The organism is Kribbella sp. NPDC051587, assembly GCF_044453945.1.
GTDB lineage: Bacteria > Actinomycetota > Actinomycetes > Propionibacteriales > Kribbellaceae > Kribbella.
On record NZ_JBITDE010000001.1, the window covers coordinates 889,543 to 902,661 of the forward strand.

The window sequence follows — 13,119 nt, forward strand, 5'->3', positions numbered from 1 at the left end:
GGGATTCATTACGCGTTCGTCAGCACCTGCGCAGCTACATGCACCAGATCGGGAATATCTACAGACAGTGGATCTTCCGCGACCGCTATAAATACACCCTCCACCATATCTTCGACGCTAACTTTTTTGCCCGCCACGGTCATCAACGGTTCGTCGACCGGCCCCCGAAGATAGGTCAACGGACCAAGGATCGGCCGACCAGGAGTCGCCGACTGCGCACTGGAAATCGCGTAATTCGTTAGCGACGCCCAGTCCGGGCGCCAGGCCTCTACAATTACTTGCAGTATCTCACGTAGGACCGCAGGCCGATGCAGCCTAATTCCGTCCTCGCTTCCGACGGCCGGGAGATTGAGCACGAAGCTATTCATCAACGTTCGAGATGCCGGTTTCGCACCGCAGGTGGTGCTCCACGACGCGGAATCACGACGAGCATTCCACAGTGCCGCATTGAAGCCAAGCTCCGGGATCTCCTCATCATCGCCGCCGTTGCGATTAGCTCCACGAGCCAGCAGGCGTTCAAGGGATGTCTGATCAATGGCCGCAGGGACGCCGGCGGACTTTTTTGACTTCCCTTTCGCAAACCACGAAGAGAATGCCTCGTCTACCGCCGCTAGACCCCGGAGACAACTCGAAAGACGGCTCGCGCAATCGCCTACCGTCTCCGGCCGACTTCCCCAGTAGGACCCCACCAAGAAGCGTTCCGCCACTTCAATTCCTCCGCTCATCAAGGAACGACAACAATATTGATGCCAGAGATTCCACGATTAGAGAAGAGCCTTTGCATCGCCTCTGCTGCCTTCTCCTCGGCAACATTCCATGTAATCGGAGTGCCACCGGCAGCGTTTATCTGCCGCTGCGCCTGCGCAACGAGATCATCCGCCCCAGAATACCAGTCCCGAAATTCACCGTTCTTGACAAATTTTGCGTAGCCGGGCCCCTTGGCATCCAGAAGGGTCCCATTCTTGTACCCGTCGAACTTTACACCCCGGACATTATATCCCGAACCCCGAGGAACGCCGGTAACACGTTCCTGATAGGCCGCGGCCCGATCGGACATAGATTCTTTGACGTCCTCCCAGCTACCAGGGCCACCCTGCTCCTCATGGCACTTCAGCTCCTCGGGGCAGCGGTCATTCGGAGGCTGTGCTGTTCCACCCCCGCCGGTCAGCAGATCGTCGTAGAAGTTTCCGCCGCCGGTTTGGTCTTGGGAGAGAAGGACGCCGATGCCTGCGGCGCCACCGATCGCGATGCCACCGCCGATACCGATGCCGCCGCCAGTGCCTAGCGGGATGCCGGTGCCACTCGGAGCCGGGCCGAATCCGCCACCGCCACCATGTTCGAGGCCCAACGGGTTGCTCCCGGGGAGCATGCCCATGCTGAACCAGTTGTAGGAACCGGTGCTGGCGACGGTACCGACCACAGAGCCGGTACGGCTGAGCGTTTGCTGGTAGAGGGCATTTGCGTAATCGCCGGTCTCACCGGTGAGGTCGTCCTTGTGCCCGATGACCGTGGTGGGCTGGTTTGTGGCGCGCGGACAGAGGGACGTGTTGCCGTTGGTACAGGCGGGATTCCCGGGGGGATCCTTCGGGTCTTCCTTGGCGTCGCGCTCGATCTTGTCGCGCGCTTTCTGTGCTAGGCAGGCCGGGGTGTTGCAGGTTTTTTGCGGCTTACGGCCACCTCCGCCGTCGCCCCTACCGCCATCACCATCACCATCACCATCACCGCCGTCACCGCCGTCGCCGCCGTCGCCGTCGTCACCCTTGCCCTTGTCCTTTCCCTTGCCCTTGCCATCGCCGGGGTCTTTGCCCTCGTAGTGACAGTGGAAGACCCACTGGTGGCCGTCTCCGACTACCTCCCACTTCCAGTTACAGACTCGCTTGAGCTCTCCGCCTTCTGGATCGGTTGGGCGGTGGCCGTCGGGGTCGTTGAGGGTTAGGGGGTTTGCGGAGGCGTAGGCGTAGAGGTTGGGGAGGGAGGAGGCTACGCCGGCGGCGTAGGAGGTGGTGTCTCGGGAGTTGAAGGTGGCGGTGCTGGGGTCGTACCAGCGGGCGCCTTGGTTTACGTCGCCGGAGCGGGGGTCGGTCCAGTCGCCTTGGTAGCCGATGCGGTATTTGAGGCCGGTGGCGCTGGTGGAGTTGCCGAAGGGGTCGTAGGTGCGGGTGTCGGGGAGGCCGGCGGACAGGGTTGTGTCGGTGGGGTCGAAGCCGGCTATGGCGTCGCCGTGGCGGTCGGAGATGACTAGGCGTTTGGTGGTTTCGTAGCCGACAGAGAGGAGTCCGTCGGAAGCTGAGCGGCCGAAGGACTGGGTGCCGTCGGTGACTACCTCGTCGGAGAAGCCGGCATAGCGCATGCGGGCGGTTCCCGCCTGCACCGGGCGGTCCAGGGCGTCGTAGGTGAAGTCTCGGTCGGCGGTGCGGATCATGCGGTCGAAGGCGTCGAAGGTGAAGGCTTCGGTGGTTGTGGTGCCGCCTTCGGTGGTGGCCTTGGAGAGCAGGGCGCCGCGGGGCGAGTAGGTGTACGTCGAGGTGCCGTCGTTCAGGAGGCGGTTGCGTTCGTCGTACGTCGCCAGCTTGGTGCCCGCCTTGACCCGGTTACTGGCGGCGTCCCAGCTGTACGGCGTGGTGGTGGTGCCCTTGGTCCAGGTGGTCAGGCGGCCCAGTTGGTCGTAGGTGTAGGTGTTGTCGCCTGCGCCGGCTACGCCGGTGGTCTTCTTCGACGTGACGTTGTTGTCGGGGTCGTAGCCGTAGAGGATCGACGAGACCGACGTCGTACCGGCTTTCAGGACGTCTGAGTTCATCCGGCCGTAGGCGTCGTAGTCGATGGTGCGGATGCGGGAGGAGCCGTAGTCGATGGTGGAGAGTTGGCCGGCGGCGTTGTAGCCGAGGGTCTGCGCCGTGCGCGTGACAGGGTCGGTCACGGTGGCCGGGCGGCCGTTGGTGTAGGTGAAGTCGGCGGTGCCCGCGGCGTCGATGCGTTGGGTGAGCTGGCCGTCTGGGTTGTAGCCGTGGGTTGAGGTACCGGAGGGGCCGTCGGCGCGCAGGAGCATGCCGCGGTCGTTGTAGGTGTAGGTGTTGACGCCGTCGAGGGCGCTGGTGGTCGCTACTCGGCCGACGAGGTCGTAGGTCAGGTCGCGGGTAGCGGTTGAGGCCTCGGCGCCGGTGCCTTCTTCCTTGGCGAGGCGGCCGGCGGCATCGAAAGTCCGATTCCGTACGACGCCACCGGGCGACAGCAGTGAGACCGCGTTACCGGCCGCGTCGTACGACGCCGTCCAGGTGCGATCGGCCACTGCCGGATGAGCGGTCGTCGACGGCTCGATGACCTTCTCGGGCAGACCGAGGGTGTTGAGGGTGTAGACGGTCGAGTTGCCCCGCCCGTCGGTGTAGCGGGTGCGGTTGCCGGCGGCGTCGTACCCGTAGGAGATGTTGATGGAGTCGGTCGCGTTGACCGGGTCGGCCTGAGCCGTCAGCCGACCCAGAGCGTCATACGTGTAGGTCGTTGGCCGGTTCCCCGAGGCCGGTGTCGACGACTTCAGGTTGCCGTCGGCGTCGTACGCGAGCGTCGTCGTACCGAGTGCTGCGTTCGAAGCGTTCAGCGTCTTGGACGTGATCAGTTGGCCGGCCTTGTCGTAGGCGGCGACGCTGCTGCGTCCCAGGGCGTCCGACGACCGGACCTGGCGACCCGCGTAGTCGTAGCCGTAGCGGGTGACGACGTTGTTCGGGTCGGTCGTCTGGGTGAGCTGGCCCAGGGTGTCGTAGGCGCTGATCGCAGTGGCGCCGGACGGCGTCTGCGCCTTCACCACGTTGTCCATGTCGTCGTACGTCAGCCGCGTGACGAAGTTCGCCACGGTCGGCTTCCGCTCGACGGCGGTCGACGTCACCACTCGGTCGAGGTCGTCGTACGTCAAACGAGTCACTGCGCCGAGCGGGTCGGTCGTCGACTCGACATCACCGTTCGGTGTGTAGGTCATCTTGCTGATGACGCGCTCGTCATTCGTCTTGCCTGGCGCATCGACCTGGACCTGCTGGTTCAGTGCGTTGTACGTGAAGCGGGTGGCGTTGCCGCGTTCGTCGATCTGCTGCAGCACGTTGCCGACGGCGTCATAGCTGAACGTCGTCTTCGGAGTCAGCGCCGATCCTCCCGGAGGCGTGTACGACGGCGCCGAGACCTCGATCTGTCGTCCGAGCTTGTCGAACGATGACTTCACCACGTTGCCCAGGGCATCCTTCGACGACGTGGCCTGCCCGAAGGCGCCGTACCCGACCGTTGCGGTCGGCTGGACGTCAGCGGGCGCTCCGCCGTTGGACTCGGCCTTGACCTTCGGCGCAACCGTCTTGACCAGCCGCCCGAGCTCGTCGTAGCTGGAGACACTCGTGAAGTCCGCCTTCACCGCGCCGGAGACGTTGCCTCGAGGCGAGGTCGTCGAAGTCGCCAGCCCGCGCTGGTCATAGGTCCAGGAGGTTTGCAAGTTCCCGCTGGCGTTCTCGACGGTCTGCGAGACCCGGCGGCCCGCCGCGTCGAAGACGAACGAGGTCGCCTCGGTCACGGCCGTCGGGCCGGCGATGTCCGCGTTCGACCATTCACCGGTGGTCTCTTGACGAGTTACGTTGCCCGCGAGGTCGTAGGTGGAGGTGGACTTCCGCTTCAGCCCGGTCGGGTCGGTGATCTCGGCCGACACCCGCCCAACGGCATTGATCGTGTACGTCGTGGTCGTCTTGCCGTTGTCGGTGACGGACTTGGTCCGGTTCCCGGCGTTGTCGTAGGTGTTGTCCTCGAGGACGACGTCGCGCGTCGTTCCATCCGGGTCGTGGAAGCCGACCAGCTTCCGGTTCTTCAGCGAGTCGTCCGCGTTGTAGGTGTACGACACCACGCGACCCATCGCATCGACGTCGGCGACCTTGCGCCCGGCGGTGTCGTACTGCGTCTTGGAGCGGACCTTGTAGTCCACTCCCTCGCGCGGCTCATCCACCGGCGGATTGTTCGGGTCGACCGGCTGGTTCATGTCCCAGACCTCGGTCGGCATGTTCAGATCGCTGAACTTGTACTCGAACCGGTTGCCGTTGGCATCTTCGGACCAGGTCCGGTTACCCGACGCGTCGTATCCCTGCTGCGATTCCTTGCCGTCAGCATCGATCGTGCGAGAGACCCGGTTCCGGTCGTCGTACTCGAGCGTCGCGACGCGGGGCTCGTCCGCCGTCTTCAGATCCCGTGCAGTCGTCTGCACGACGTTGCCGTCATCGTCGTACGACAGCTCGGCCTTCTGCTGATGCTGCTCACCGGTCACGGCATCCGTGGTGACCGGGCCGGTCACCGAGGTGATCCGCGACATCTTGTCGTACGTGTACGTCGTGGTGACGCCGGCCGGATAGGTGTCTGACACCTGCGTCTCGGTCTTCTTGCGGCCGATCTCGTCATAGGTGTACTTCGTGACGAGCCCCGAAGGGGCGGTCAACTGAGCCAGCTGGCCGTTACCGTCGTACGCGTACTGAGTATCGGAGTTCAGGGTGCTGCTGACCTTGACCCGCACCAGCTTCAGCAACCCCGGCGGCATCGTCTTACCGTCCGGACTGGCCTCGGTGCCGTCGGTGTAGGTGTAGTCCGTCTGGCCGCCGTCCGGCCTGACCTCGCGCGTCACGTCGCCGTTGACTGTCAACGTCTGGGTGCGCACGTAGGTGTTGTCCGTTGCACTCGCCGAACGCCCGTCGCGGAACTGGTACAGCTTGTCCCAGCGCGGATCGAGTGGGGGCCACGTGGCGAGCGAGTGGTAGGCGCTGTACTCCGTCCGGCAGTCCGTCCCGCCGAGACCACGGCAGGTCTTCGTCGACGCCACGTTGCCGCGCGCGTCGTACGTCATCGAGACCTCACCACCGGACTCGCTGGTGACCTTCGTCAGCTGGCCGGTCTTGTCGTGGGTGTAGCTACGAATGCCGTAACCGCTGCCGTCGGCCCAGTCGGGCGTGCTGTCCGCGTCCCACGGTTTGTGTGTGGTCTCACCCAGCGGCCTTCCGGTCCTCAGCAGCCAGCCACCGAGCGCGTCGTACTCGTACATGTACGACGTCCTGCCCGGGCCGACGACCTCAACCGTCCGACGCAGGTCCTTGTCGGTGCCGATGACCGCGGGATCGCTGATCGTCCAGTCGCCACCGTCCTGGTCGATGTACTTCTGGACGCGATCCGACGCCGGGTTGTACTCGACCTCCGCGGTCGTCCGCCCACCGGCAGAAGTGATCGACGTCAGCTGGTCAGCCGTGCTCCGACCCTGCTGGTAGTGGGTCTGCACGTCCCTGAAGCTCAATGGGTGCGAGTAGATCGCGACCTCGTCGATCTGACCGTTGAACTTCGTCGCAGCAGTACTCCCGTAGCCCGGCCACGAACCCGGTGCCGCAGCTACGGCCGCACCGATCTGGTTCACCGGCATCCGGGAGTGATCGACGATGCTCTGCGTCAGCGTCTGCTGGGCCACCCCGTCCAGGTACAGGTTCTGCTTGCTCCCCATCGCACTCAGTACGACGTGGTGCCACTGGTTGTCGTTGACCGTGGTGGTCGAGCTCATTGGTGCGGCGGACCCGTGCCAGAACTGACCACGCAGCTTGCCGTCGCTCCCGACGTACAGGACCGGCATGCCACCCGTGGTCGACGTACCGAGCTTGCCAACCTGGTAACCGATCAGCGGCTGCCCCGTCGTACCGCCTGGGGTCTTGAACCACATCTCGATGGTCTCGTCCCGGCTCTTGGTGGCCAGGCCGTTCGGCAGGCCCACGCTCGCTGTGCCGTTGAACTTGACCGACTTGTCCGCAGCGCCGACACCCGCCAGCGGGCTGTCCTGGCTGAACTCGACACCCGCGTAGGTGCCGAAATCGCCCTTGCCGGTCATGTCGATTTCATTGGTCGCGTTGTTGTCACCGCCGTCGTCTGCGAGGCGGAAGTAGCCATCCGGGTTGCTGTCCATCACCGTGCTTCGGTAATGCGAGCCGGTCTGCGATCCGTACGTCGTGCATTTCTGCTCGGCGTTGCACGACTTCGTCAGCACGTCACCGGCATACTCGTAGGTCCAGGTCAGCGGCGTGCCGCCGACCGGCTGCGTGCTCACCGACGCGACGTGCTTGTTGTCGCTGGTCCAGGTGAACGTCAGCTTCCGGCCGGCGCCGTCCTGGCTGGCCGCCGTCTCCAGCGTGCCGTTGGCGCGGTAAGTCAGGGTCAGCGGCTTGCCCAGCGTCTTGTAGATCTTGCTCAGCTTGCCGGTACCGGCCGCGAACTCGTACTTCATGCCGGCCGCGATCTGCAGCGTCCACGGACCGGTCGCCGAGGTCGCGGTCAGGATTGTCTTGGTTCCCCGCGGGGCGGCGTACGTGCCATCGGCGTTCTTGCCGAACCGAACCTGCCGTCCGTCCGGATAGGTGATCAACACGTTCTGCGTGTCCTCGTTCACCAACCGCATGTCGTAACGGCTCGACCACCCCGCGCCGAACGCCCCGTCCCGCCGCGGGTCCAAGCTGTTGTATGTCCGGGCTACGTTGAGCTCGGGACCAGCCACCGGTACGACGATGTCCAGCGCGGATGCGGTGTAGTTGCCGACGGCCGGGTCGTACGGCTTGTCCTGCGACTTCCCGTCGTTGCTCGCGATGTGCGAGGTGATCGACGGCTGCGGAACGTCGGTGAACAGCGTGACGGGCGGCCCGGTCGTGACGGCGCCGTCGTTGTCCTGGACCGAAACCGTCCACTGGTACTCACGATTCCAGCCCAGCTTGCCCGCTGGGACGACCCAGCCCTTCATCGTCGTGTAGGCACCACTGTCGAAACAGCCGACCTGGGTGTTCGTGCCGACGACCTCACACACGCGGAACTTGTACTTCAACGTGGTCTCGGGCTGGTCCGGGTCGATGCCTCCGGCCCACAACGGCGGAGTCAGGGTGTAGGCCTGTGCTCCGTTGAGCGGCCAGACCTGGTCGACGTCGACCACCGGCCGGACGTTCTTCACTGTGATCAGCCGTGCAGCGGGGCGAACGCCCCAGTCGGTGTACCAGCGCCGTACGGTCGTATCTCGGTGCACCATCGAGAACTCGATCTGATAGTCGACACCGGCCTGGGTACCGGCCAGCCGCCCGACGTTCACATCCAGATTGATCTTGCCGCCGTGCGGAACGCTTGCCGTGACCGGAGTCTGGAGTTGGTTCACGCTCACGGCCTGACCGTTCTTGAAGACCCGGTAGCTCATGTAGTCGTCGCTGGGGATCCAGGTGCGACCACCAAGGTTGGTGATCGTCATCGGGAACTTGCCGTCCTCGTCCTGCGTGACGTAGTCAGCCGGCTTCTGCGCCCGGAACGCGTACGCCGCGTGGTACGGCGAGTGCGTGATCGCCAACTTCGGCGGGTTGGCCTTGTCGATGCCGACGAGCTTCTTCCAGGAGTACTTGTCGGCTCGTTGCCGGGCGAACAACGCGAACCCGTAGTTCGAGATCCGGTCATCCACGATGCCCTGCAGCCAGGAGACACCGGACGCGTTGAACGGGAGCGCCTCGTAGCGCGGCGCACAGGCCGTCGTACCGGTGGTTCCCGAGACATATCCACGGGAGAATCCCTTGGCGGCGAGGACCGACTTGCCAGTCGCCGGGCCCGGGTACTTGAGGTCCGGCAGCGGCGTCGTCCGCCAGTTCTCGGTCACGCCGTACACATCGAGATCACGAGCCGCACAGGTGTCGGCCTGGTAGTTGTAGACCTCGAGCGAGGCAGCCACGATCGTGTCGTACATGAACGGCGTCTTCTCGAGGATCGGGAAGTCCAGGAGCGCGCTGTACGCGTTCCAGCCTGAGGTCGAGGAGCAGTTCGCGCCACCAGCCGGCGGACGGCAGCCGATCTGTAGCTCGTCCGAGCCGCTGACCGCACCGTTCAGCCCAACGCTCACCGCCCTACCCGCCTCGGCGCGATCGGTCGGGATCACGGTCGGGTCGATGCGGACCGGGTACACGCGGGCCGGGTCGTCGAGCCAGGCATCGTCAGCGGTCACCTTGAGCGCCTGGCGGCCGTTCACCTGAACGAGTTCGAAGGTCACAGCGTTCGAGGTCGCCCGAACCTCAGTCGTGTTCGAGTCCTCCATGGTGCCCGCCGGAATTCGAGCGCGCTCGACGCCGTCCGCGTCGGACAGGACGATCTCGTGGCCTTGCAGCTTGGCGGTCAGATTGGTCAGGGTCAGCGGGAAGGTGAACGACCTCGCGGCAGCAGCCGACGTGAGGACCACGGTCTCCTTGATCCCCCGCGGCTGCGACTCCAGCTCGAGGTCGGCGTTCGGCATGAACCCCGGGTAGGTCACCTTGTTGCCGGACATCTGGCCCGGTACGCCGGTCGCTCCGGAGACGCCCCATCCGATGCTGCGGTCCCCACCCAGGTCGATGCGCGCGACCGGATCAGCGTCAGCCTGGGGTGCCAGCCACGAATAGACCTCGGTCGAGATCGTCTCCCAGCCGCCCGGATCCGCCGGCTGCAGGTTCGCGTTGATCTGCGCCCAACTGCCGTCCGCCTTCTGGAAGTTCAGCGGCGCCGGTGACGTGACGGTCGTTTCGGTGCTGTCCGCATTCGCGAAGGTCTGCGTGAAGCGGTCGCGCTTGTTCGTTAGCTCATGGCTGGTCTTTGCGTCGAAGCCCTTGACTGGCGCCTGCTGCTGCGGCGGAAGGGCAGCTACGGCCCTCGGTGCCGGCTGGGCGCTCGCCGCGTCCGTCGGCTTCTCCTCCACCGTCGGGAACATCGATCGCAACGACGGCGGCTTCACCTTGTTCGCCCCCGGCACCACCGGTGGCAGCTTTCCCGTCCCGACTTGCTGCTTGGGTGCCGAAGCCTCGCCCTTGCCCGACATGGCAGCCGGCGGAACCGGCGGCTCAGCCGCTGCGGCTACCGTGATCGGCGCGGCCGGCCCGATCCCCGCCAACGGCACCGCCAGCGCGACACCGATCGCCACAGCCTGTGCAATCCGGAGACGCCGCTTGCGAACACGCCGAGAGCGATTCAGGACAGACATAGGACAACCCCGCCTCACGCCGGCCAGGGACGGAACAACCTTGGCGACGGGACATTCACCGAGGGCGGCCAGCACCCCCGACATCGCGACGCGAACGAGTCGCGTTACAGAAATTGCAGCAAGCTGCAGAGACTCTTGACAAGATCGCTGCGATCTGATCGCTCTTGGTGACTGACCGGGTTTGTGATGGCGAGTCTGGGTTGTGGGTCGGATAGGCTCCCGGCGTCCGCGAGCGGTCGCGGTATTTGAGAAGGGCAACGGAGATGCACGCACACGCCGCGACGGCGCCGACGGGCCGGGGGTGGGCGGTCGCTGCGCGGGTGGCTTGGCCGGCGGTTGCTTTGTACGCCGCGACGCGGGTGCTGACGTTTGTGGTGCTGGCGATCTGGAGTCGGAGTACGCCGGAGAGCCTGGGCAAGGTGCTGGGGGATTTCGACGGTGCGCACTATGTGCTGATCGCCGACAAGGGGTACGACGCTGTTGCCGGTGGGAAGGAGATGGCGCTCTTTCCGCTGTATCCGATGCTGGTGCGGGGGCTCGGGTGGGTGTCACCGTTTTCTACGGCGCAGAACGCGATTCTGATCAGTGTTGTGGCCTCGCTGGTCGCGGCCTGGGGGATCTTCGCCGTCGGCAACCACCTGGCGGATCGGCGTACCGGAATCTTGCTCGCTGGGTTGTGGGGCGTCGTACCGCATGCACTGGTCGAGTCGATGGCGTACACCGAGTCGCTGTTCACTGCGTTGAGCGCCTTTGCCTTGCTGGCGTTGCTGCGTCGCAACTGGGTGACGGCGGGCGTGCTGACGGCGGTGGCGGGGCTGACTCGGCCGTCTGCGATCGCGCTGGTTGGTGTGGTCGGGCTGGTGGCACTGATTGCGGTTGTACGGCGTGAGGACGGGTGGCGACCGTGGGTTGGCGGGCTGCTCACTCCCCTGGGGTGGCTGGGTTACATCCTCTGGGTCGGTCAGAAGATGGGACGGGTTGACGGCTGGTTCCACATCCAGAAGACGATCTGGCGATCTTCGTTCGACTACGGCACTTCGGCGTACCGAGTGGCGAAGAAGACGCTCACCACGGCGTCCGCCTTGGACTACACGGTGGTCACGTTCGTCCTGGTGGCCGCGATTCTGCTGCTGGCGCTGAATGCCGTGGACCGGCTTCCTTGGCCCCTGCTTCTCTACAGCGCGCTCATCCTGATCTCGTCGATCGGCGCCGCGAACTACTACAACTCCAAAGGCCGCCTGATCCTCCCGGCCTTCCTGTTGCTCCTCCCGGCAGCCCGCGCTCTGGCGCGAACACAGCTCCCCAAGGCCGCGCTGATCTTCACGTTCCTCGCTGCCACCTCAGTGACCTTCGCGGGCTACCTCGCCTTCATCTGGACCCTCTCGCCCTAAGGGCGCCAGGGCATGTGTTGGAGGGCCCAGGTGTTGCCGTCGGGGTCGGCGAACCAGGCGTAGAAGACGCCGCCCAGGTCTTCGATGGGGCTGACCTCGACGCCGCGGTCGATTAGTTGCTGGCGGGCTGCTTCTAGGTCTTTGACGACCAGGTGGAGGCCGCGTTGGGAGCCGACGGGCATTTCCATCTGGGGTAGGCCGGTGGTGAGGACGATCGAGCAGTACGAGCCCGGCGGGGTGAATTGGACGATGCGAACGCCGTCGGCGGGGGTGATGTCCACGTCGCAGGTGAAGCCGAGCTGGTCGGCGTAGAACGCCTTGGCTCGGTCGACGTCGGAGACGGGCATCGGGAGGAGCTCCAGCAGGAAGGCGCCCGGCGCGACGAGCGGGTGCGCCGGATCCACCGGAATCTCCGAGATGTCCTTCGGAATCTCAGTCCGTTCAGTCATGGCCATGCCTTTCGGTTGAACCCAGACGTCCAGGGCACCCCGATCGGCAGCACCTGAAGACGCTCTCCCACAGCGTTCGAAGTATCACGAAAGACCGCCCGAATCCCAAGCTCTGAGGGAGTCCCCTCCGCCCGAAATCCAGTGTGGGGAGGATGTACCGCCGGATCCGGGCCTAGATCCTCCCCGCATCGGCTCCGAGCCTGCCGGAATCCTCCCCGAACCGGTTTGGGGAGCCGTCCAGCGGAGGTCCGCGCGGGATGGGGAGCGCTAGCTACCGGAATCGGCGGGTAGCGCTCCCCAGCGCGGACGGCGTCCGCGACGGGAGCCGCTGAAGGGGCGGGACTGGTCAGGCAGACTTCTTGGCCGCTTTTTTGGCGGTTTTCTTGGTTGTTGTCTTCTTGGCTGCGGTCTTTTTGGCGGGGGATTTGGCTTCCGCGGTCTTCTTGGCGGGGGCCTTCTTGGCGGGGGCGTCGCCGGCGCCGGCGCGGCGGGCCTTGGCGGCCTCGACGGAGGCTCGGAGGGCGGCGACCAGGTCGACGACCTCGGCGCCTTCGGTCTCTTCCTCTTCGGAGTCGGCGGGGAGCGGGACGCCGGCGGCCTTGGCTTCGACGACCTGTTCGAGGGCCTGGCGGTACTCGTCGTGGTACTGCTCGGGGTCGAATTCGCCGCGCAGGGTGTCGATGTACGACGAGGCCATCGCCTTCTCCTGGGAGCGGATCTCGACGTCCTCGGGTGGGGCGGCGAAGGCGGCGTCACGGATCTCGTCGGGCCAGAGCATGACCTGGAGGATCAGGATGTTGTCGACGGTGCGGAGCAGGCCGAGGCTCTCGCGGGAGCGGAGGGCGACCTTGACCAGGGCGTAGAGCTCGGAGCCCTCGAGGGCGTCGCGGAGCAGCACGTAGGGCTTGGCGCCGGGGCCGCCGTCGGCCTGCAGGTAGTAGGACTTGCCCAGGTAGAGCGGGTCGACCTGGTCGGCGGGGACGAACTCGAGGACGTCGATGACCTTCTTGCTGGTCAGCGGCAGGTCGGCGAAGTCGTCCGGCTCGAGCACGATCATCCGGCCGTCGGGCATCTCGTAGCCCTTGCCGATGTCGGAGTACGGCACCTCTTCACCGTCGATCGAGCAGATCCGCTTGTACCGGATCCGGCCGCCGTCGGCCACGTGCACCTGGCGGAACGAGATGTCCTTCTCCTCGGTCGCCGAGAACACCTTGATCGGGATCGTCACCATTCCGAAGGAGATGGCACCCTTCCAGATGGCCTGCATGAACAC

Annotated in this window: 5 protein-coding genes; 1 reads left to right on the forward strand and 4 read right to left on the reverse strand. The window is 65.3% G+C overall.

The features are described 5' to 3' along the window. Positions 1 to 8: 8 nt before the first annotated feature. Together ACIA49_RS04305 and ACIA49_RS04310 are read right to left on the reverse strand one after the other, a co-directional pair. Positions 9 to 725 carry an Imm52 family immunity protein gene (locus ACIA49_RS04305; RefSeq protein ID WP_396375655.1) on the reverse strand — a complete coding sequence of 239 codons (717 nt, stop codon included), beginning with the start codon at positions 723 to 725 and terminating at the stop codon, positions 9 to 11. Next, positions 725 to 10,006 (reverse strand): LamG-like jellyroll fold domain-containing protein, encoded by a 9,282-nt coding sequence (locus ACIA49_RS04310; protein WP_396375656.1) that lies wholly within the window; start codon positions 10,004 to 10,006, stop codon positions 725 to 727. The genes ACIA49_RS04305 and ACIA49_RS04310 overlap by 1 nt, the downstream gene beginning before the upstream one ends. Before the next feature lie 263 nt (positions 10,007 to 10,269). Here ACIA49_RS04310 and ACIA49_RS04315 point away from each other — a divergent pair, with 263 nt between their 5' ends. Further along, positions 10,270 to 11,397, forward strand: a complete 1,128-nt coding sequence (locus tag ACIA49_RS04315; protein ID WP_396375657.1) for a hypothetical protein — start codon at positions 10,270 to 10,272, stop codon at positions 11,395 to 11,397. On the opposite strand, the gene ACIA49_RS04320 is transcribed toward ACIA49_RS04315, so the two are convergent. After that, entirely contained in the window at positions 11,394 to 11,846 is a 453-nt protein-coding gene (locus ACIA49_RS04320; protein ID WP_396375658.1) for a VOC family protein, read from the reverse strand. The two genes, ACIA49_RS04315 and ACIA49_RS04320, sit on opposite strands and share 4 nt — an antisense overlap. Positions 11,847 to 12,192: 346 nt before the next feature. Further along, a complete protein-coding gene (locus ACIA49_RS04325; RefSeq protein ID WP_396375659.1) occupies positions 12,193 to 13,113 on the reverse strand; it encodes a Ku protein in 921 nt (306 codons plus the stop codon). Between the last annotated feature and the right edge of the window lie 6 nt (positions 13,114 to 13,119).